Raw genomic sequence first — 19,824 nt, 5'->3', positions numbered from 1 at the left:
CCCCTGTTAAGCCTCGATGCCCTTACCGTCATCCTTGGACGCGTCGGCCGCCGGGTTGATCGGCTCGAGGCCAACCCTGTCGGTATGCTCCTGGGCCTTCTCCGCGCCTTCGTCTGCCTTTGCTTGATCCTGTGCAAAGGCAACTTCATTGGCGATCACCGGATGCGATGCATAACGCTTCTTCACGTCGGCCCATGCATCCGGGTCGATGCCATACGTCACACCATGACCAGAACCGTCAGCGGCGCCGATCGCGCCCGGGTGATGCCAACCCTTAAGGACAAGCTGCTCACCGTTCGACAGTGGGAAAGCAATGCCAGACGGCAGCTTGCAGAAAACGACCAGCTTGGTCGTGGATTTCGTTTCACCGGCCATGTCTTAAACCCCCAGCATCGATTGGCAATACACCGGGCGATACCAGATCGCACCCCATGCACCGTTGGACTTCTTCTCGGCGAAGCTCGACAGGCGACGAACGACGCCATGCGAGCGCAAACGTTCGTTGAACGCCACTTCGACGGTCGGCTGACCTTCGACGTCTTCCGCGATGAGTTGGAACAGGTTGCCGCCCGCAAGCGTCGCGTATTCCGGCACCTTCACAAAACGCAGGTTCGGGAACGACAACTTCAGTCGATCCTTCAGCACTTGACCGAAACTGTTCTGCTTGGTCAGGTTCGCCTCAACGCCCGGCGGAAGCACGGCCACCATCTTCGAATCCGAATCAACGAGGCCATTGGCAGCCGTGACGAGGTTGTTAAACACCGTCTCGAAGTCCGCGAAGATTTCGTCGCTCGTCTTCAGCTTCCAGGTGTTGCCACCGGCACCGGTACCAGGAGCGACCGGCGTCGGCAGATCCGGGTCGTTCGTCAGACCGTAGTTTTGCAGGCCGGCCACGCCGAACAAATAGATGAGGTTTTCCTTCTTGCGCAACGTCAGCGCCGAGGAGGATTGCTGCTGCGCGGCATAATCGATGCGGGCCTTTGCCGCCACTTCCATCTGCTTGTCGCCCCACTCCGTAATCGTCTGCGAGCGATAGACTTGACGTTGCGGGAAGTCCTCGTTGTGGCCCGAACGACCGTTGCCGGCCATGTCGCCATAGGGTGCAGTCTCGCCGGTCGATTCCACCGACAGGAAGGTCGATGTATCGATCGCAAAATCGCCCTTTTGAACCGCGCCGCCGGCCACTTCTTCCGCGCGCATCGGCGATGTGAGAATTTGCACTACACGCGGATCGACGTAGTTCGTCATCCACTGCGGCACGCCGTTGTTCTGCACCGTGACCAGTGGGCCGGGTGTGACCGCATCCATGGCGATCGCCAATTCGGTGCGCTTCACATCCGTCAGCAACTCGGCGCCGAGCGCGAAACTGATGCCGTACTGGCTGCGGAGCAGGTTGATTTGTGCTTGGCTCATTTCTTAGGCCCCCGCCAACTGGCTGTGAGTGGAAATTTCGATGACCGCGCCCGATGCGCCACCACGCGACACAACGAACTTGGTTTCAATGGCGCCGGAGATCGTTGCTCCCTTCGCGCCGAATTGCAGCGTGCCGTCGGCGAGGGTGGCAAACACCTTCTGGCCGGCCGTCGCGGCAGCAGGAGCGAGCACAAAGTACTCGCCGCCCTCCGAGATTTGAGCCGTTTGGCCCGCCGGAATCTGCATCGAAGCCTGACCGAGGAACGCCGTGATGAGGCCCTGCTGATCACGCTTGACGAAGCCCAGCGGTGAGCCAGTACCGCTCTGGGTGACTTGGTTCACCGGATCTGCGGCCAGCGGCCACACGAAAGTGCCAACAGTCAGAACCGTGTTGGCGATGCGAGAAAGAACCGATTCCGGGTTGTCGGTGGAACGATCACCCGAAATGCCGATCTGCGGAAGCAGGTTGACGGAAGTCTGAAAGCCGCTCATGGTGCGCTCCTTATCGTTGCTTGATGCTGGCCAGACCGGGGAATTGCTCGGTCAAGGACTTTTCGGCATTGGCCGCATCAGCGGCAATGATCGGCGTGCGCGTCGGCGTCTTGGCGGCATCGACCAGCACATGCGCCATGCCCTTGTAGGCAGCTCGGTCGTACTGAGCCGGATCCTTGCCGGCCGCCTTGATGGCATAGGCGTATACGTCTTCGGCCGAGTCGAACGCCATGGCATCAATGTCGCCCGTGAGCGGCTTGACTTCGGAGGCTGCACGGAAGCGGCCCTGAATCGCTTCAGTGACTTCCTTCGTCACGTTCTTGCGGATGGTTTTGGCGTCCATGGCACCCTTCGCAGGTTCGGTTTTGCGGGTCATCTCGGCCGGTGTGGCTGTCGATGCGTTATCCTTTGCCGGCTTGTCGCCGTCCGGCTTTTCGCCGTTTTCTTCGCCTTCGTCTTCGCCTTCGCCGTTGTCGATGTCCTCGTCTTCGCCACCGCCTTCGCAATCGGCGATCACCTTCTTCAGGCCGGCAAGCAGCTTGGCAAACTTGTCGTCCTCGTCGGCGGCGGTGCCGCGATCGCTGCGCTTACCGTCGGTGTCGTCCGGATCCTTCTTGCCCGGATCAGCATCGTCCTGCGCCGTTTCACCGCCCTGCGTCTCCGCAAGGGCATTGATGAGCAAATCTTCGACCGCCTCGGCGTCGATCATGCCGTCCTTGGCGATCAGGGCTTTCGTCTTGTTCCGGGCCGTAAGTGCCTGGGTAAGACGAGCCGAAAGCGCCTTCTTTTGAGCATGGTTGAGTTTCACGCTAGCCACCTTTTCGGGGTTGATGAGTTGGGAATCGGCAACCAGCACGTCAGGCCCGGCCCGCCCTTCAACGACGGTGGAGACGTGATTTCCGTGGAGATCCGTCATCACCAGATCGTATGGCTGGCCATGGTAGACACCTTTTTTCTTGACGGCGGTGTAGTGATATGCGCTCGACAATTCGCGCTGCGAATCATCGTCAATGCGGTCGATATACGCCTGATCCCAAACGGCTAGGCTGTTTTTCAGGTATTCGCCGTCGAAGCGCGCATTGCTGCCGACCGTGCCGATCACTTTGTCTTTCTCGGGCTTTTCCGAGGAGACATGGATATGCTTGGCCAGCAGCGGGATGTTGTTAAATGTCGCAGCCGCCTTCTCGAGTTCTTCGGGCGGCCGGAATACTTGATAGATGGTGTCGGGATCGAGCCCCAGTCCTTCATAGCCGGGGATCTCGCGCCCCCAATAGGGATTGACGCCGGCCTTCGAAATGTTCGTCTCGGAGACGTGCAGGCGCCCGTCTTTGTCGACGGTGCGTACCGACTCCCGATCCATTGCGATCAATTCGGGCTTGATGGGCATCTCCTATTACCTTCTGTGCCTGATGCAGTTGAGCAGCATCATAGACACCAGAAAACGCCCTATTACACAGAATTCAGTCGTTCACTCCCTCGATGATCGGCTCCCAAGTGCAGCCGCAGTTGATTTCCTCGCCGGGCATTGTCCATTTCCCGTCGAGGTACATGCCTTTGCTCAGATCGAATAGCTTGCCGTCGGCGTGGACATGCGAAGGCCGGGGTTCCTTGCCACCTCCGGTATGCATCCAACGCCCCTGCGTGATGCCAAGATCAGCTTGCCGCACCCGCATCAGATTCGATGTCGCCTTGTTGTTCTGGTCGTTGGCGATGAGCTTGGCGCGGCGCCGCGTGATTCCGTAGCGCTCCTGCAACGAATCAGTGAGGGATTTCAGATCGCGCCCACTTGACACGCTCCGGAGCACAATGCCCTCGACCTGGGCGTGATATTCACTCTGAATGGATTTGATCAGCGACACGTTGTCCTTGATCAGCGCCTGCATGACGTTGTTCGATGACAACGTGTCCTTGACTGAAACTGACAAGCCCGTCGCTCGAGCGGCTTCCTTCTTGAGCGCATAGGTGGAATGTCGGTCGACGCTCGAAACGAACTCTTTAGCGAACTGGGATGCGCGCTTCGCGAACATGCGCTTCCACTGTCGTGAGAGGCCGGCAAGCTCCGCTATGAGGCTGGACGTCGGGCTATCATCCATGGCAATGCGGTCCTCGTTCTCGCGGTACCGAGCGCGCAGCCAATAGAGATACGAGCGCTGCATCTCACGGACAAGATCATCGAGTTTGGCCCGATACGACTGCTCGACACCTAGGTTTGGCCGCACACCGCGAAGTTTCGGCTTGCGACTCCTCATTCCGCGCTCGCGTTGTCATCTTGCTCGGCTTCGCCAGTGCCAGTATTGCCAGACGTATTCGGATCCTCGCTTTCGGTCGGAATATCCGGAAGTACGTCAGTGTCGATGGCGTCATATCCGGCCCCCGGATCACTTGCGACGCGCTGGCGCTCTTCTTCCCGGGAGATCGTTCCGTTCGCGAGCAAAATGTCACCAGTCTCAGCGTTCAGCTTATTGACGCGGGCAGTCTGCTCAGGATCAGGCTTGTACAGGGACAGGAATCGCAACTTGATAGCCGGATCGATTTCACCCCAAAGGCCGATCATGCAGATGTCGATTACCTTGGCCAGGTTGTCGCGCCAGTTCGTCTCTTGCTTGCCCCCGCAAAAGTCATACCAACTCCGCATGTCGAACTCACCGGTGGCATTGAAGCCCGTCGGCGACAAGCCGAAGTACTTCGTCACTGGCGTCTGCGCCACGCCGGCGAGGAACTGCATCGCTTGAAACACGATGTCTGCCACACCAGATAGCGGCGTGTTGACCTGGACGAAGTCTTCCTTCTCGTTGTCGATCGTGAGCAGCGACCGGTTGTGCTTCTGCTGGCCGAACATCAGTGCCCGAATTGCAAGCTGTTGTCCGCATTCGACTCCCCCCCCACTCAGGATCTGAGACATGTCCGTCTTGATGATGTTCTGCGAGAACTTGTCGACCAGATCGGCAGCGGCAACCCGAGCGGTGTCGAACTTGTCAACGTAGTCGATCATCATCTGTGCGAGGGGAATGCCGAAGAAGTTGTACGCGGGCTTGAGAAGCACCGGTGGCACGTTGTCGGCGAAGTGCAGCAAGCGAGTCGCGTGAGTTTCCTTGCCCATCACATACCACGCTTCTGGGCGATAGAAGTTGTCGGCGAGCGGATTGTCAGCGTTGTACGGCGCCGGATAGACGTTGATCGGCTCGATCAGCTTCAGCGCTTTGATACGGGGCTTGCCGTTCTTCTGAAGCTTTTGCTTTTCCATCACCAGCGGCGTTTTAAGCTCGGCGGTATCGTCTGGATCGTCACCGAGATCGATGTAAAGCACGCACCCGCCGGCATAACCCGTCTTGGCCTCGGCATCGCGGAAGCGCTTCTTGACGTGCAAACGCTCCATTTCTTCTTGCAGTTGCTTAATCCGGTCGGTGATCTGCTTCTTGCGGTCGGGGTCATCCTCAACCCCCTCCTGTTCCGTCGAGAACAGTTCAACGAACTCCCGCGACATTTCGTCAGCGCGCGCTTCAATCGGGGCACGAATCAGCGGGTGTTGCTCAAGCAATGCCAGCACACCATATCCGACGAACTCTGATCCATTGACCGCCTGAGAAGTGCGGAATGCGCCGATCACCGATGACATGCCATTGCATACGCCATCCATAGCGATCTGTGCGGGGCCGTCCTTTCGGTTCGGATGGCTTGCCATGACGCCGTCAGGGATGACGCCAGGCGGCGGCAAGTATGGTGTGAACTTTGATCGGAGTGCATCTTCTGGCTTCACGATGCTTCCATCTGCGGACATCTGCATTTTCGCGATGGCGAGCAGGTTCTGGGCAGTATCCGGTCGAATGTTCAGCCCAGTCTTCTTTTCCGGGGTCGCCGAAGGCGGCACGGCCGCTACTTTCTTGGATTGGGTGGTGGCCATGTCGCCGTTCCTTTTCACGAGAGGTCAGATGCCTTGTAGTCGCCGGAAATCTGCGCACGCTGAGATGCAGTCGTATGCAGGCCGAGCAGCGTCCCAAGTTCGTTGAGGTCGGCGCGTAGACGTTCGAGCGTTGCGGCCTCGATGCCTTCGATCTTCGATACCAGCGCATGCAGACCAGCGAATCGCTCGGTCGCTTCCGAGTGGGTCACGGCGAGACTGGCCGCCGCCAGCACGGCATCGCCTTGACTGGCGGGTGTTCCCGGCTGAATGCTTGCATTTTCAGCACCAGAGGCCGCGCCGCTCACCATCGACGATTCGCCGTCGGATGCGTTCGATGCAGTCGCCAGCCCAACGTCGGCCAATGTCGCACCCGCACCGCTCGACGCCGTATCGGTTGTCACGGACGATGCCTGTTCCGTCGCACCGGCAAGTGCGTCCGACGGCTCCCCCGATTGCGCCACCTCGGCGCCGTCTTGCTGAAGCTGATCGTTGGACTTTCCCATGGTGTTTCTCCTGTTGAGATTCAATGCGCCCCAATTGCCATAGACGCACGGGCGGCGGCCATGGCGGCATCGGGATTGATGTTGAGACCGTTCCGGCCCCGGATGTACCCGTCCATGGCGTATCGGGTGCCGTCAATGTGGTGGTTCCACTTGTCGACGATGATCGGCAGCACTTCGCCAGTCACCTTGTCCACCTTGTACGAGTAGTTCTCGAATTCCTTGATCGTGTTCACGCAGCGCTTGTGAATGACGATCTCGTCGAAGCCGCGTAGGAAAGTGATGCCGTCTTCAACAGATCCGCCCCATTTCTCGGCGGCCGAGATGTTGAAGCCCTGCTTTTTGACCAGGCTGATCGTTTCAGGCCGAGCGTTGTCTGCCTTGATCGGCCAGACTCGGGCACCGGGCACGCCGGGGAACTTGAGATCGTCTTCGGGGCGCCATTGCAGCGACTGTGTGCCGCGCATCCGATCTTTTCCGGCAAATAGTTTCCATAGTTCGTCAAGGTCAACACCCTTCCCATTGTTCTGGGCATGGCTGTTGGCTTCATAGTCGATGTAGAGCGTGTTGCCCACGACGTACATTCGGTTGAGCGTCGTCGGATCTTGTGCAAAGCCCCAGTCAATACCGAAGAAGAACCGGGCACTGGCGGGCGTCTCGAAGGTGTCGATGCGGAACTTGCCAGCGAAGATCAACTCGTCGCTCTTGCGGTTGAACTTGCCTTCCCAGATCCAGTTGTATCGGTCGAGGTCGCGGGCCCGCATCTGGTCGCGCTGGATGGCCAGCTCCTTCGGCAGCCACGGGTTATGTTCGTGATTGCAGACGATGATCAGAACGCCGTCAGGATCGCCCGAGTCGTACACGCCATCGTTCGCCGCAAGTTGTTCGGCGTATGGCGCCACGAGGTCGGCATACACCGGATCGGATTCCTTGTTCGGGTTGAACGAAATGATCACTTCCGAACCGGGTTCGCGAATCGTCGGCATCAGATAGTCGAGCGACGTGCGGGAAATGTTCTCGGCCTCATCGATCCACGCCGTTGTGACGCCCGAGAATCCTTTGATCGACTGGACGTTGCGATACAGGCCGCGAAAGGTGAAGCGGCTGCGCGAAGCCGGCACGATGATCGAATTTTTTCGGGTCAGGAACGAGCCTCCGATGTCCCGGCGCTCGATCTCGCCGTCAAGCTCGGCCTTACTCGAATCCTCGATCGAGTTCTGGATCTCACGAAGACATAGCACGCGTTCTCGCTGCGCCTGGGCTTTCCCGATCAGGACTGACACGATGGTGCGGGTTTTCATGGAACCACGGCCGCCGAGCACGATCTTCAACCGACGCTTGTACAACAACGGTTCCAGACGCTCGCCGATCAGGACAGTGGGCTGCGCGTCGGTAAGCTCGCCATGAACGTCCCGGCAGCGCAGCACCTTGCGCTCCATGTCGCAGATGCCGAACGTCGGCGGCTCGTCCACAGAGCCCATGCCCTCGAAGATGCGTTCGATCCGCTCAATCTGGGCGAATGTCACGCCACGGCGCGCCCCCATCGTTATTGCCCCAGTGCCCCGAGACGTTCTTCGATGGCCTTCACTTTGTCGGCCAACTCGGTCACGTTGTAGATATCGAGCATGTTCTTGATCATCCCGATCATCATGTCGCCAACATCGGGGGGACACTTCCCGTCTGCAACCGCGTCGATGATAGCCACCACTTTATCCACGGGTGATGCGGATGCCGGGATCGAGAAACGCACGTCGGGCAATGTGGGCTTAGGAACCGGTTGCAATCGAGCGAGCAGTTCCCGGGTAAGCGTTCCGTCTTTTTCATTCACCGCACGGCTCACCACCAAGCGGTAAAACTCCGCCTCGCTGAGCCCGGCTTCACGTTTCAGCGCGTCGATCAGAAGCATTCGAGGTGTCTTGCCGCGTCGCTTTGCGGGTTGGTTGTCAGAACTGAACCGGGTGGTGATGTTCTTGGCTGTCACGGTTGTGCGTTCCCTATGGTTTCCGTAAAAATCCCGTTCTTTCGGTGTTTGCGCTATCGCCGCACCATCATGCAAAGCTCCTGACGGCGCTGTATCTCACGTTCGTAGTCGGTAATGACACGAGGCGGACTGATGGGGATTCGATAGGAAGCGACGCTGGGTGCGCCGGGCCCGGTCACTACCGCGGGACGCTTCACGGTGAAGTCGGGGCGGACATATCGCGGCGTCGTGTTGGTCTGGCGCTCTTCGATCAATCCCTTTGCGACCAGAACCTTCAGGATGGGGAGAATGGCGGCATTGCGAACTCGCATCTTGTCCGCGATCTTGTAGGACTTGTAAGCCCTACCGGGCACCATCCGGGAAAACACGTTCTCCGGCGATAAGGTGTGATCAAGCCGTGGTCGTCCCATCGCATTCCCCTATTTCGATCTGTCCTGGCGCTCCTGTGTCGCCACGCTTCTTCCATCGCGCCACGCCAGATACGGCCGGCGCACGATGGTGTGAAAGCGTTCTGCCGCGCCGGCGTCCTGATCGATCTGCCGGCGGCTGTCGACGCCGCATGCGATGCGGATGAATTCGGCAGCGTCGTCTGCGCTGATCGGCTGGTGGGCGGCCTCGGCGAGCCACGCCCGGAACTCTGACTGGCGCGGGAGGATGCCTGCGAGGCGTGTGAGGCTCTGCTTCACTGTTTGACGATGCACGAAATCCAGCGGTCAGCAGCAAACAGCGCCACGAGGCTTCTCTCTACATCGTGAAGAATCAACACTCCGTGAACCGCTGACCATTCGGATGCCTCGATCTCCACAGACTTGTCATCCACAGTGAAGACAACGAAAGTTTTCATTTCACTCTCCTTAGCACCACGGTTAGCGGGGCGATACCCGATGATCCTGGCGTGCTTGTTTTCCATAAGTCATGCTCCGTTGGCGCCGGTTTAAGCGCGGAAACTGGTTTCGATGAGCACAATCCCGAGCGCCGAGCATGCCGCGATGAAGACGCACGCGAGGCCGACGAAAAGCAGGATTGCGCCGATGGCGTCGAAATCATCTTTCATCACCACCACCCCGCAAAGCGCCCACAAATACCCACAGCGAGCAGCACGTAGCCAACCGCGATACCCGCCGTGACAGTCGTTCGGCTTGTCATCACGCACCTCCGAACAAAGCCGCCGTCAGCGGGTCACGCGGCGGGATGAGACGTCCCAACTTGGCTTTTCGGCGGGTGGCGTACCGGGTGCGACGCACGCGCAGTTCCTCGGGGTCTTGGCGCTTCTCCCAAGCCTTGACACGCTCAGATGGCGTTTTGGTGCGGGGCTTCGGCGCGTTCCTGCCTGGCCCGAGCTTGAACAGGCGCGTAGGCATGCCGTTCAGCGTCGCCGGCGCGTAGCCGTCGATGTGCGCCTCGTCAGCCTTCACCATGTCGTTGATGATCCTGCGCACGGTAACGATATGGGTCTTGGTCAGCTTGGCGAGGTCTGGGGCACTGCGAACACCGTAGTAGGCCATTGCGGCGACGATGACCGGCTTCGACGTTTCGACGACGCGCACTGCCTTTTTCAACTCGAGCACTCGAGCGCGGTTCTTGCAGGACTGCAAATCGTGGCCGGGAAGCAAGTGAAGTTGCGAGGCAATCGTTTCGTGCGAGGCGTATATCGCGCACAGGATTTTGTCCTCGGCCGGCGGCCAGACGTGATAGGCGCGTTTCATTTGGCGTTCTCCCGAGCGATGGCCAGAGACAGGATGGCCAAGGCATCGGCCTCGTTGTCATCGGCCGGGCGGAATCCGCGCTGCTCGGCCATTGCGATCATCAGGTGCTTCTTCGCCGCGCCGCTGCCAGTCCATGCCTTTTTGACCTCGCCGACGCCGACACCGATCGGTTCAGCGTTACGCGCAGCGCACCAGTGTTCAAGGTGTGCGAGGAACCCTCCGTAGACATGCGCGGCAATCGTGCCGGCGTGCCGTTGCACCTGCTCGAAGTACACGGCATCGAACTCTCCTACTTCATTCGAGAGGTCGCACAGCAGCACGCGAAACTTGCTCCAGCGCTGGCCGATCGCTTCGTTCGCACGAGGATGGCACTTGAGGCTGCCGCTGCGCACCACGCCGTTGCGGTCGACCGTGGCCCAGCCAAGTTTCGTGCCGAGGTCGAGCGCGAGAATGCAGCGGCGCGTCTCAAACGCGGGCGCGCGCGCGAGGCTCGGGAATTCGTCGGGCGCGTCTCCGGTTTGCGTTTTTGCGCAAACTGCGGGCATTTCGTCGAAGAGAATGGTCATTGGTCATCCTTGTCGGTGTACGGCAGATTGCCGTCGAAGCTGGTCGGGCCGAGAATCGAGCCTTGTGCCGGCTCTTCGGACCGCTGGAAATGGGCGCGACAAAACCACGGCCCACCGCCCATTGCGCTCAGACTCAAGGTTCCTTCCCACTGGCAGCCGGACGCTGGGCAGCGTCGGTCGATTGGCGTGTTCATTGCTGGCCTCGCTCGTAGGCAGCGACACGCTGCGCGAGATCACGCTTCGCACGCTCGGTCGCTTCGTGTCGCTCGCGGGCCTCACGCGAGAAGGCTGACTCACCGGTGGGAACACTACGCATGCGCTCGACCATGAGTCGAAACTGCTCCTTCGCTGCACGGGCGCCATCGCTGTCGGTCTTGGAGGGCGCGGCGAGAAGTCCAACGTTTTGGGCCACCGGCCCGGAGAGTGCCGGGTATTGGCGCTCCACCTGCGCGGCCGTGATGAAGCCGAGTGCGATGGCACGCTGATCGGCAGCGGCGTCCGTAGTGCGGTCAGTCCCAGGCGAACGGATGACGTTCGGTGCCGCGCCTGCGGCTCGATTCGCCTCCGTGATCCGCGTGTACGCGGCTTTGAACGCCATTCGACCGGCGATTTCGTCACCGTCGGCGACGAGATCTCGCGCGGCATCGAAGGCCGACAGAATCTCGTCCGTGAGCCATACCGTCGCGGCTTCGTCGTTCGACGCGAGCGCGATGGGCCATGCCTCATCGGCGGCGAGGCGCTTAGCCTCAAGCGACGGAAGTAGCGCGATGATGTCGGCCGGTACCGGCGCATAGCGCGAAATATCGCCGTGCTTGTCGAGTGCTCTAACCACGTCGACGAGCGGCCAGCGGGATAGCTTCCCGAACCATGCCATCGTGATCTCAGGCGTCGGCAAGGCGACACGCACCAGCACATGAGCGGCGCCAAGAGCGCGGGCGAATTCGACAGCATCAGCGGCTTGCATCGTCAGCTCTCCATTTCGACGGTAAGGCCGTCATCGATTACAAAGCCATCAGCAGTGGTCGCGTGGCCGTTGACCATGGCCGTAAACGCTGCGAGATTTGCTTCGGACTCGGCGAGGATTTGCGCCTGCTTGCTCATCGGAGCGCCGGCGGTGGGTGGCGGCGGGTCGGTGGCGGCAGCCATGAAGCGCTCGATGTGGGCGGCATCGCGGAAGATCAGCGACACGTCGTTGAACTTCGTGTGTCGGTCGTTCTGACCCATGTTGTGCGGTGTCAGGCTGCACCCCTTGATCGCCAAGCAGAGGTCCCGCGGCTCGAAGCCAAGATCGAAGCCTTTGCGGATCGACGCCTTGCGCTTGTCGTCAAGCTTCGAGCGGGGCGATTTCATCCGATCCTGCCAGTAGGCGAAAATTTTGCGGATGTCTTCGGCAGTCGGCCGGTAGGTCGACGGAGTCTTTCCATGCTCCTGCTCCTGCTCCTGCTCCTGCTCCTGCTCCTGCTCCTGCTCCTGCTCCTGCTCCTGATTCGGGCATGTCTTCCCGCTAGGCTTTACGGAAGCCTTTCCCGAAGGCTTTCCGAAAGCCTCAAAGAAAGCCCTTTCAAAAGCCTCTCCAAGCCCGCAGATATTGGCTTTCAGGGATTCGTACACTTCCGACTTCAGGGCGCATTCTGGGATCAAATCCCACTCTCCCCCCCACGACCTGACCACGTTTGGCGATTCAGGTCTGTTGCACTTAATGGCGTTTGGAATCCACACAACTTTGGCTTTCCAGTCAGCCTTTACGAGACCTTCCCGAAAGGCTTCCCCGAAGGCTTTGTCGAAGGCTTCGATTTCCCAATCCAGTTCCTCGGCCATCGCGGCACGACCGCTACGAAAGACGCCGGGGATCGGGCCGGTATGAGGGCCGGTCAGCAGGAAAACCCAAAGTCCCTGACCGCAGGCAGGCAATGGTGAGAGGCGACGGAATTTCTCGTCGCCCCACATGCGCACTTCGATCTTGCGGAATCGGTTGCGGGCTGGCTTGTTCTGTTCTTCGCGCATAGCTCACCCCCTGCGCCGCAGCGCGAACCACGTGGCGCCGATGAGGCAGACGATGGGCACGGCGGATATGAGTTCGGCGGTCATGGTTAGCTCCCACGCACCCGGCGTTCCTGCTGGCGTGCTTCGAGATACTTGAACGCCATGCTCTCGAGCGCGGAGAGTTCTTCCTGATCGATGACTAGGCAGTCAACAGGAACGACCTGTAGTCCGAATGTCGCCAACATTCGCGCCCAGTCCGGAAGTTCGTCGAGCCGGCGGCTGATCGTGCTGGCCGACACACCCATGCATGCGGCAGCACGGGCCTGCGTGACGCGCGCAACGGCACGCAATACCTCTGCCTCGACGCGTGCAGCCTGCATGCGTGTGCTTTCAGTCTCGTCGGGTGAAACTGTTTCCGTGGTCATCGAACCACCTCGTTACTCACTGTTTTCATTGAAAAAAAGGCGGAGTCCTCGACCATGCGAGAATCGAAATCGGCTGCCAAGCCATCAACTTCAAAACTCATCACGAGAGGACCCCATGGAAGACGAACATCTGGAAGTCATTGCAAACCTGATCAATCAGTTCGGCATGAAGCTGCAAGTTCATTCGTTCGCACTCGAAGCCCTCGCATCAACCCATCCAAATCCCAAAGCGGTCGCAGAGTCATTTCGATTGAGCGTCGACGCGTTTCTTGCCGAGCACGACGACGTGCCGATACCTGGCAACGGGCGCGATGTCCTGCTGCTAGAGACGAATGCGTTTCTTGAAGCCCTTGGGCAAATGGGCCGCGACGAATCACGAGGCTGACGCGCGCTTTAGAGGTCATGCCGCCACCTGCTCTGTGGGGGTGCCGGGGATGTCTAGCTCGGGCCAGATAGAGCGCCAATCATCGGGGCGGAGGTCGCGACGCGTTACGGCTTGCTTCGTGGCGATTTCAATCAGAACGCATCGCGCCGGGCTAATCGCAGATGAACCTGCGGCCATTTGAGAGAGAAACGAGGCCGATACCCCGATTTCCTCCGCAAGCTTTGAGACGCCGCCACGTTCGAGCGACGCTAGATATGTCTTGAGGTCCATACCGAGTCCAAGGTTGGTTACTTGGACGAAGTTTAATAAATACTAAACTTAAGGTCAAGCATTTGCTTGTTTAGCAGATACTAATCAGACTCGAACCATGGATATTGCAGATACCCGCCGGGCACGCCTGCGCTTGTGGTTCACGAGCCGCACCCTTCCGGCAACTGAGAAAAGTTACCTGTCACAACTGATGACCGGACGCGCATCCTTTGGTGAAAGAGCTGCGCGACGACTTGAACGGGACTATGGTATGGATCTCGGATACCTTGACTCTCCGGTCGAGTCAGGTGAGGAGTCGCTCGCTATGTCACTGCCAGAACAGCCGCCCGTCATTCAAATTCAACGCTTCGATACGGGTGGGGCGATGGGACATGGGATTGAGCTGCGCGATCAGCCCGGCGTAATTGAGACGCTTAGAGTCAGCAATGAATGGCTTTCGAAAAACCTGAAGAATTACACTGCTGTTAAGAATCTCGTGGTTGTTACCGGTTTTGGTGACTCCATGCGGCCGATGTTCAACCCTGGCGACCCGCTAATCGCTGACATCGGGGTGAAGGCGGTAGAGTTCGATGCTATTTATTTTTTCCGTGTGGGCACCGAAGGATTCATTAAGCGTTTGCAGCGCATCCCAACAGAGCAAGGGCTCCTGATCCGAGCAAAGTCTGAAAACGTCAGCTACGATACGTGGGACATCACCCCCAAAATGGACTTCGAAGTCTTCGGAAGAATCCTGAAAGTCTGGCGAAGCGAAGATTTCTGATCTCTGGCACAACGAGTAGTCCATGAAAAGCGCACGCAAATGGCTTATCACACTCGCGATCTTGTTTCTCGCAAGCGGTGTGTATTGGTACTTCGACAATCATCTGAGTAAGGATCAGATCGCCAAAACCGTTTCGGCCGCGCTTCAGCAGAAGCTAGAAACTAGCGATCTCGCCGAGTACCAAATGAAGGTACTCAAAGTAGAAGTGCTTCACGAAACCGGCAACAAATATGCCGGAATCGCCACCGTTGATCTGAGGGGAAAACAACATCAAGTGCCGCTTTCGATCATCGCCGACGGGAAAAGCGTCGCGTGGCAGGCAGAGCAAGGGGCGTTCCTTTTTGCTGCGCAAGAGAGCATTCAGCAGACAATACAGCAAGCAATGCAACGGGCCTCGGCGGACATGGAGCGCGCGGCAGCAGATGCTTCCGCAGCGGTTGCCCGCGCCGAAGTGGCATTGGATATGCCAAGTGATGTTCTCGTGCTAACCGAAAAATATGGTGACCTAAACCGGCAATGCCGCAGCGGCCATGGTGACGAACCCTCGACCCAAGCTGCATGCGCTGATCGCGACGCCACTTATTCCGAAATTCGCGCCAAAGGGTGGTGCTGGGGGCACAGGAGCGATATCAGTGCAGATCGAACTTGGGTGCCCTGCGCGCCAGGCGACGCGTAACCCAAACTTCCCCACACATTCCAAGGCCCCTAACCGGGGCCTTTTTCAATTTCTCCCTCCACCGCCGCACATAGGCATCTGAATAACGCGCCATGTCATAGAAGCATAGAAGCACTCGCTTCGCCGCATGTTTAGTTTTTGCTTGACTATGCGTTTAGCATTTAATAAACTTGCCTCAACGTCACCCAGACATCGAGGCCACCATGAACGCACGAATCCCCTGCATCGTCACGCGCGACCTTGGCGCGTACATGCGCCAGCAGGACGCGGCAGAAGCGCTGGACCGCGCCCGTGAGCGCGCTGCCGAGTGCGCGGACGTCATCAACGCACTCCAACGCCTGCAGGACCACGACTACGACGGCTACTGCGCGCTGAACGACGCGCTGATCAAGCAGGACACGAAGCGCGCGGGCGAGATCCTGCAAGTCGCATTCGAGGTCGAGGTGAACGTGTTTGCTGAGGGCGAGGTGCGTCATGGATAAGCACACGCCGACCTACGAAGTCATGGCTGACGGCCGGATTTTCTCTGTGAACGGGACATGGCGCGGCAAGGAAATGCATGAACTTGCGCAGGATCTCAACAAGAGTGGCTATCCGTGCGTTCGCATCGTCATCGGTGGAAAGCGCCGGCGCGTTACGGTTCATTCACTCGTAGCTCGTACACATATCGGGCCACAGCCCGCCCCAGGCTATGAGATTCGCCACCTCGACGGAAACAAGCTCAACGCGCACTACACGAATCTGGCTTGGGGTACTCGCAAAGAGAATGCTGCTGACCGAGAACTTCACGGACACACATCCCGCGGAGAAAAGCACTCCGCTGCCATAAAGGCCAGCAATCACAAAGAACGCGTCATTCGCGGTGAGAACCATCATCACACGCGTCGGCGCGCCGCCCTCGCCAAAGCACGAGGATAGCAAGCATGAATGCATCTATCGATGTCCGCCGGTACAACGGGTACAAGGTTGTCACCATCGAGATCGGTCAGGCCAAGCATGAACTCGAGTTTCTCGATGTTAGGGAATCGCGCGAACTTTCTGACACGCTCCTGACTGCTGCGGCTGACCTCGTGCCGGACCGCCCGAGTTACGAGAAGTTGGTGGAGACGCTGGAACGCGCCCACGAATTTATTGACAGCATTCGGCAAGAACTGCACAGCCGCCGGGTTGCCGATTGGTACCCGGAAGGTGCACATAACGCTGCTGAGCAGATGAGCGAAGACATGCGCATTCTCGGAAACGACTGCGCTGATTTCGATATTCAAGATGTCATCGCTAAAGCACGAGGTGAAGCATGAGCGAGATCAAAAACGGCGGTCCGGCGTTTCCGTGGTGCGGCGATCTGAACGATTGCCCGACCATCAATCTCGGCATGGACTTTCGCGACTACTTCGCCGCGAAAGTTTTGCCTTCGGTTTACGAAAATGCATTGCAAGAAGCACGAGAAGGATCTGGGCTATTCCAGCATGACGATTGGCGTTTCGGTATAGCACTTGATGCCTATGCGTTGGCCGACGCCATGCTCCGCGCACGGGGGGCGAAATGAACCGCGACTACTGCATCCGCTGCGGCCGCCAAGGCCACACCTCCGATGAGTGCTCGCTCAAGCATCGCCAGCACGCGCCCACGCTGACCCAGCGCATCGACCGATTCGTTACGCGTTTTCCCGGCGTCGCCGCGCTGATCTTTCTCCTGGCGCTCTCGCTGGGCGCAAGCATCGTCGGCGCCATCGATCTCGACGACGCCATGCGCGCCGCGCAGCCTGTCGTTTTCCGGAGCGTCTGACCATGGACCCGCAGTGGTGGCAAACCGTCGGCCAATGGGAACAACTTCAATCTGAAACGGAGCAATCAAATGAGCATTGCAACCATGATCATCGGGGAAAGCGGAACGGGCAAGAGCACCAGTCTGCGCAACCTCAACCCGGAAAACACACTGCTGATTCAGGCAGTCAAGAAGCCGCTGCCTTTCCGCTCGGGGGGCTGGAAGCCGGTCGCGAAAGGTAACGGCGGTTCGGTCTACGTGACCGACGACAGCGCCAGGATCGTCACCGCCATGCAGCGTACTGACAAGGAAATCATCGTCATCGACGATTTTCAATACGTGCTGGCGAACGAGTTCATGCGCCGTGTCACCGACAACGAGGTCGGGAACAGCGCTTTCGCCAAATACAACGAGATCGCGCGTCACGCCTGGGACGTTCTCATGGCTGCCACGTCGCTCGCCGACTCCAAGCGCGTCTACATCCTAAGCCATACCAGCACCGACGATTTCGGGCGCACGAAGATCAAGACGATCGGGAAGCTTCTCGACGAGAAGATCGTCATGGAGGGTCTGGTGACAATCGTGCTGCGCACCGCCGTGAGTAACGGCGAATACATGTTCAGCACCAAGAACAACGGGCAAGACACGGTGAAGTCACCGCTTGGCCTCTTTGAATCCGACCTGATCGAGAACGACCTCGCCATGGTGGATGAGGCGATCGCCGCCTATTACGACCTCAAGCAAGCAGCCTAAAGGATCCCAGCATGTACACCCTCGACAAGAACTCAGCAAAGAAGGCCGACCAAGTAGGCAAGTGGCTCACGGAAACCGGCAAGTACATCGGCACGATCGTGACCGCCGAGGACATCGTTGCCAACACCGGCACGCGCGGCATTGTGCTCACGCTGCGCGCAGACGATGGCCGCGAGACTCGGCAATTCATCTACACCGAGAAATCCAACGGCGATCGCCTGACTGGCTTCGACCTAGTCATGGCCCTCATGACCTGTTTGAAGCTCCGCGACATCAAGCCGGTATCGGCCAAGGTGAAGCGATGGGACAACGATGCGAAGCAGGAATATGTTGCTGATGGCCAGGTGTTTCCCGAACTTGCAAACAAGCGCATTGGCTTCCTGCTTCAGAAAACGGAAGAAGTCAGCCGGAAAGATCCGAACGATACGGCATGGTCGGCAAAGCTGGTCGCCGTGTTTGAGGCAAACACCGAACTGATGGCTTCGGAAATTCTCGATGGCAAGAAATCTCCCGAAGCGCTTACCCACCGCGTCGCACAACTAGCTGACCGCCCGATGCGTAAGCGCCCTGCCGGATCGCAAACCTCACGCTCGTATTCCGATGCCACGAACGGCAATGGCTTCGAGCAAGACGACGACATCCCCTTCTGATTCGGAGACCCTGACATGAATATCTATATCGACATCGAAACCGTGCCGAGCCAAGACCCGGCGGTGATTGCCGCATTTGAGGATGATGCGGAGCAAGCTAAGGCTACTGTGTGTGCGCCGTCCAACTATAAGGATGAGACAAAAATCGCCGAGTACATCGCGGCCAAGCGAGCTGAGATCGACCTCGAAATCGAGATGAAGTGGCGCAAGACTTCATTCGACGGTGGGCTCGGTCACATCGTGTGTGCATCGATCGCTCTTGATGACGCTGAGCCCATGTCGTTCTGGCGACCCGAGTGGCACGCGAACGAAGCGGCAGTGATGCGAGACATGTTCGACTGCCTATCAGACGCGTACACGCCGAGTACGGATCGCCGCCCAGTATTCATCGGTCATTACGTCACCGAGTTCGACCTGCGCTTCATCTTCCAGCGCGCGGTAATGCTCGGTATCCGGCCGCCATCGATCATCCCGTTTAGCGCCAAGCCGTGGGACGACAGCGTGTTCGACACGATGACGCGCTGGGCCGGCACTCGCGGAACGATCGGTCTTGACAAGCTGTGCCGCGCGTTTGGCCTGCCCGAGAAGGGCGACATCGACGGTTCGAAAGTGTGGGACTTCGTGCGGGCCGGACGGCTCGATGAGGTGGTCGCGTATTGCGAAGACGATGTTCGGCGCGTTCGCGGCATCCACAAGCGCATGACTTTCCAGCAAGCAGCCTAACCCCGTTGGGCGGCCAGCACGGCGCCCTCTTTTCCGCCCATCAGGAGACTCACCATCATGTTCGAAATCATTGCCGCCCAGACCGCGAAGCTCGTCAACTACAACCCGCGTGCCGAGAAGCACGGGAAAGTGAAGCGCCCCGCCGCCACGATGCGCGTGCAAGTCGTCATGCAGGCACGCTCGCTCGACATGCTGGAGCATGGGCTGTACGACTCGCTTTACAAGCAGATCGAAAACCCGGATGACATGCTCGCGACTACCACGCGCCGTTTCTCGAAGATGGCACCGTTCGCATGGGCGTTCGAGGGTAAGGGATATACCGCGACCATCGACTATGGCCTCGGCGGCGACAGCGATATCGAACTGACCGAGTGCGCCGTCAAGTCGCTCAAGGTGACGCCGGAAGAAAACGACATCGTCATCTACGACTTCAACATCAACTGCACGCCGGACGAGCGCGAGAGCGGCATTCTCGACCATCGCATTCAGGAAGATATCGTAATCAAGCTGATCGCACCCCCGCCGAACACCGTACGTGAACTGTTCGGCGAAGACACGGAAGAGCAGGAAGAAGAGGACGCCGCCTGACATGCGCCTGCCGACCACAACCCAAATGGTGCAATCGCTGGAGGAAATCTCCGGCGACCTCACCGACCAAGAACGTGCGGCGCTCGCACCGATCAGCGCCGTCATGCACAGCGGCCAAGTCACTCGCCTCGACAGCGAGCAGGTCGAAGCGCTTGATGCGATGTACTCGGCCTACTTCGGGAGCACTGCAAATGCCTGACCTCAAGACCGTGACGTTTGATGCGATCAGTTACGCATTGGCAAAGCAGGTTCCGGCAATGGAGAGCGGATTCACGATCTCGACCAGCT

At 58.9% G+C, this 19,824-nt stretch carries 33 protein-coding genes; 13 read left to right on the top strand and 20 right to left on the bottom strand.

The window, feature by feature from the left end; genetic code table 11:
- Positions 1 to 6: 6 nt before the first annotated feature.
- The 19 genes from PTE31013_RS12265 to PTE31013_RS12180 form a co-directional block, all read right to left on the bottom strand.
- Positions 7 to 375, bottom strand: a complete 369-nt coding sequence (locus tag PTE31013_RS12265) for a hypothetical protein (RefSeq protein WP_150613089.1) — start codon at positions 373 to 375, stop codon at positions 7 to 9.
- A gap of 3 nt (positions 376 to 378) precedes the next feature.
- Positions 379 to 1,413 carry a major capsid family protein gene (locus PTE31013_RS12260; RefSeq protein WP_150613088.1) on the bottom strand — a complete coding sequence of 345 codons (1,035 nt, stop codon included), beginning with the start codon at positions 1,411 to 1,413 and terminating at the stop codon, positions 379 to 381.
- A gap of 3 nt (positions 1,414 to 1,416) precedes the next feature.
- Positions 1,417 to 1,905 carry a structural cement protein Gp24 gene (locus tag PTE31013_RS12255; protein ID WP_150613087.1) on the bottom strand — a complete coding sequence of 163 codons (489 nt, stop codon included), beginning with the start codon at positions 1,903 to 1,905 and terminating at the stop codon, positions 1,417 to 1,419.
- Positions 1,906 to 1,915: 10 nt separating this feature from the next.
- Complete coding sequence (locus PTE31013_RS12250) at positions 1,916 to 3,292, bottom strand: DUF2213 domain-containing protein (RefSeq protein ID WP_150613086.1); 1,377 nt, start codon at positions 3,290 to 3,292, stop codon at positions 1,916 to 1,918.
- A gap of 73 nt (positions 3,293 to 3,365) precedes the next feature.
- Positions 3,366 to 4,154 (bottom strand): phage head morphogenesis protein, encoded by a 789-nt coding sequence (locus PTE31013_RS12245; RefSeq protein WP_150613085.1) that lies wholly within the window; start codon positions 4,152 to 4,154, stop codon positions 3,366 to 3,368.
- Positions 4,151 to 5,806: a DUF1073 domain-containing protein gene (locus PTE31013_RS12240; protein ID WP_150613084.1), complete on the bottom strand. Its 1,656-nt coding sequence runs from the start codon at positions 5,804 to 5,806 to the stop codon at positions 4,151 to 4,153. The genes PTE31013_RS12245 and PTE31013_RS12240 overlap by 4 nt, the downstream gene beginning before the upstream one ends.
- A 14-nt stretch (positions 5,807 to 5,820) precedes the next feature.
- Complete coding sequence (locus PTE31013_RS12235) at positions 5,821 to 6,309, bottom strand: hypothetical protein (RefSeq protein ID WP_150613083.1); 489 nt, start codon at positions 6,307 to 6,309, stop codon at positions 5,821 to 5,823.
- Between the two features lie 20 nt (positions 6,310 to 6,329).
- Entirely contained in the window at positions 6,330 to 7,832 is a 1,503-nt protein-coding gene (locus PTE31013_RS12230; protein WP_246174348.1) for a PBSX family phage terminase large subunit, read from the bottom strand.
- A 20-nt stretch (positions 7,833 to 7,852) separates the two neighbouring features.
- On the bottom strand, positions 7,853 to 8,287 hold the full coding sequence (locus tag PTE31013_RS12225; protein WP_150613081.1) for a hypothetical protein: 435 nt from the start codon (positions 8,285 to 8,287) through the stop codon (positions 7,853 to 7,855).
- Between the two features lie 53 nt (positions 8,288 to 8,340).
- Positions 8,341 to 8,697 (bottom strand): hypothetical protein, encoded by a 357-nt coding sequence (locus tag PTE31013_RS12220; RefSeq protein WP_150613080.1) that lies wholly within the window; start codon positions 8,695 to 8,697, stop codon positions 8,341 to 8,343.
- Positions 8,698 to 8,706: 9 nt separating this feature from the next.
- Positions 8,707 to 8,973, bottom strand: coding sequence for a hypothetical protein (locus PTE31013_RS12215; RefSeq protein ID WP_150613079.1), 267 nt, complete (start codon positions 8,971 to 8,973; stop codon positions 8,707 to 8,709).
- On the bottom strand, positions 8,970 to 9,197 hold the full coding sequence (locus tag PTE31013_RS12210) for a hypothetical protein (protein WP_150613078.1): 228 nt from the start codon (positions 9,195 to 9,197) through the stop codon (positions 8,970 to 8,972). The genes PTE31013_RS12215 and PTE31013_RS12210 overlap by 4 nt, the downstream gene beginning before the upstream one ends.
- Before the next feature lie 24 nt (positions 9,198 to 9,221).
- Positions 9,222 to 9,440, bottom strand: a complete 219-nt coding sequence (locus tag PTE31013_RS12205; RefSeq protein ID WP_150613077.1) for a hypothetical protein — start codon at positions 9,438 to 9,440, stop codon at positions 9,222 to 9,224.
- A complete protein-coding gene (locus PTE31013_RS12200; protein ID WP_150613076.1) occupies positions 9,433 to 9,993 on the bottom strand; it encodes a hypothetical protein in 561 nt (186 codons plus the stop codon). Before PTE31013_RS12200 ends, PTE31013_RS12205 begins: the two co-directional genes overlap by 8 nt.
- The gene (locus tag PTE31013_RS12195) at positions 9,990 to 10,559 is read right to left on the bottom strand and encodes a RuvC family protein (protein ID WP_246174346.1); all 570 of its coding nucleotides are present in this window, start codon (positions 10,557 to 10,559) and stop codon (positions 9,990 to 9,992) included. The genes PTE31013_RS12200 and PTE31013_RS12195 overlap by 4 nt, the downstream gene beginning before the upstream one ends.
- Positions 10,556 to 10,696, bottom strand: a complete 141-nt coding sequence (locus PTE31013_RS24825) for a hypothetical protein (RefSeq protein WP_174978539.1) — start codon at positions 10,694 to 10,696, stop codon at positions 10,556 to 10,558. The genes PTE31013_RS12195 and PTE31013_RS24825 overlap by 4 nt, the downstream gene beginning before the upstream one ends.
- A gap of 53 nt (positions 10,697 to 10,749) precedes the next feature.
- A complete protein-coding gene (locus PTE31013_RS12190) occupies positions 10,750 to 11,523 on the bottom strand; it encodes a hypothetical protein (RefSeq protein ID WP_150613075.1) in 774 nt (257 codons plus the stop codon).
- Between the two features lie 2 nt (positions 11,524 to 11,525).
- Complete coding sequence (locus PTE31013_RS12185; RefSeq protein WP_150613074.1) at positions 11,526 to 12,563, bottom strand: hypothetical protein; 1,038 nt, start codon at positions 12,561 to 12,563, stop codon at positions 11,526 to 11,528.
- An 86-nt stretch (positions 12,564 to 12,649) separates the two neighbouring features.
- Complete coding sequence (locus tag PTE31013_RS12180; RefSeq protein ID WP_174978538.1) at positions 12,650 to 12,967, bottom strand: CII family transcriptional regulator; 318 nt, start codon at positions 12,965 to 12,967, stop codon at positions 12,650 to 12,652.
- A gap of 115 nt (positions 12,968 to 13,082) precedes the next feature.
- Between PTE31013_RS12180 and PTE31013_RS12175 the strand changes: the two genes are divergently transcribed.
- Entirely contained in the window at positions 13,083 to 13,352 is a 270-nt protein-coding gene (locus PTE31013_RS12175) for a hypothetical protein (protein ID WP_150613073.1), read from the top strand.
- 15 nt (positions 13,353 to 13,367) lie between these two features.
- On the opposite strand, the gene PTE31013_RS25255 is transcribed toward PTE31013_RS12175, so the two are convergent.
- Complete coding sequence (locus PTE31013_RS25255) at positions 13,368 to 13,622, bottom strand: transcriptional regulator (RefSeq protein WP_150613072.1); 255 nt, start codon at positions 13,620 to 13,622, stop codon at positions 13,368 to 13,370.
- 97 nt (positions 13,623 to 13,719) lie between these two features.
- Between PTE31013_RS25255 and PTE31013_RS12165 the strand changes: the two genes are divergently transcribed.
- The 12 genes from PTE31013_RS12165 to PTE31013_RS12110 all read left to right on the top strand — a co-directional run bounded on the left by PTE31013_RS12165 (position 13,720) and on the right by PTE31013_RS12110 (position 19,735).
- The gene (locus PTE31013_RS12165) at positions 13,720 to 14,382 is read left to right on the top strand and encodes a S24 family peptidase (protein WP_217426231.1); all 663 of its coding nucleotides are present in this window, start codon (positions 13,720 to 13,722) and stop codon (positions 14,380 to 14,382) included.
- Positions 14,383 to 14,404: 22 nt separating this feature from the next.
- The gene (locus PTE31013_RS12160) at positions 14,405 to 15,058 is read left to right on the top strand and encodes a hypothetical protein (protein WP_150613071.1); all 654 of its coding nucleotides are present in this window, start codon (positions 14,405 to 14,407) and stop codon (positions 15,056 to 15,058) included.
- Positions 15,059 to 15,261: 203 nt separating this feature from the next.
- Positions 15,262 to 15,540 (top strand): hypothetical protein, encoded by a 279-nt coding sequence (locus PTE31013_RS12155; protein ID WP_150613070.1) that lies wholly within the window; start codon positions 15,262 to 15,264, stop codon positions 15,538 to 15,540.
- Positions 15,533 to 15,976: an HNH endonuclease gene (locus PTE31013_RS12150; RefSeq protein ID WP_150613069.1), complete on the top strand. Its 444-nt coding sequence runs from the start codon at positions 15,533 to 15,535 to the stop codon at positions 15,974 to 15,976. The genes PTE31013_RS12155 and PTE31013_RS12150 overlap by 8 nt, the downstream gene beginning before the upstream one ends.
- Positions 15,977 to 15,981: 5 nt before the next feature.
- Positions 15,982 to 16,356, top strand: a complete 375-nt coding sequence (locus PTE31013_RS12145; protein ID WP_150613068.1) for a hypothetical protein — start codon at positions 15,982 to 15,984, stop codon at positions 16,354 to 16,356.
- Positions 16,353 to 16,604, top strand: coding sequence for a hypothetical protein (locus tag PTE31013_RS12140; RefSeq protein ID WP_150613067.1), 252 nt, complete (start codon positions 16,353 to 16,355; stop codon positions 16,602 to 16,604). The genes PTE31013_RS12145 and PTE31013_RS12140 overlap by 4 nt, the downstream gene beginning before the upstream one ends.
- On the top strand, positions 16,601 to 16,843 hold the full coding sequence (locus PTE31013_RS12135) for a hypothetical protein (RefSeq protein ID WP_150613066.1): 243 nt from the start codon (positions 16,601 to 16,603) through the stop codon (positions 16,841 to 16,843). Before PTE31013_RS12140 ends, PTE31013_RS12135 begins: the two co-directional genes overlap by 4 nt.
- A gap of 69 nt (positions 16,844 to 16,912) precedes the next feature.
- Positions 16,913 to 17,575: an AAA family ATPase gene (locus PTE31013_RS12130; RefSeq protein ID WP_150613065.1), complete on the top strand. Its 663-nt coding sequence runs from the start codon at positions 16,913 to 16,915 to the stop codon at positions 17,573 to 17,575.
- Positions 17,576 to 17,586: 11 nt separating this feature from the next.
- Complete coding sequence (locus PTE31013_RS12125; RefSeq protein ID WP_150613064.1) at positions 17,587 to 18,225, top strand: hypothetical protein; 639 nt, start codon at positions 17,587 to 17,589, stop codon at positions 18,223 to 18,225.
- A gap of 15 nt (positions 18,226 to 18,240) precedes the next feature.
- Entirely contained in the window at positions 18,241 to 18,948 is a 708-nt protein-coding gene (locus PTE31013_RS12120) for a 3'-5' exonuclease family protein (protein ID WP_150613063.1), read from the top strand.
- Between the two features lie 57 nt (positions 18,949 to 19,005).
- Entirely contained in the window at positions 19,006 to 19,536 is a 531-nt protein-coding gene (locus PTE31013_RS12115; protein ID WP_150613062.1) for a hypothetical protein, read from the top strand.
- Position 19,537: 1 nt separating this feature from the next.
- Complete coding sequence (locus PTE31013_RS12110) at positions 19,538 to 19,735, top strand: hypothetical protein (protein ID WP_150613061.1); 198 nt, start codon at positions 19,538 to 19,540, stop codon at positions 19,733 to 19,735.
- The last annotated feature ends 89 nt before the right edge of the window (positions 19,736 to 19,824 follow it).

This window comes from Pandoraea terrigena (genome assembly GCF_902459705.1).
GTDB lineage: Bacteria > Pseudomonadota > Gammaproteobacteria > Burkholderiales > Burkholderiaceae > Pandoraea > Pandoraea terrigena.
This window is presented reverse-complemented; position numbering and strand designations above follow the sequence as displayed.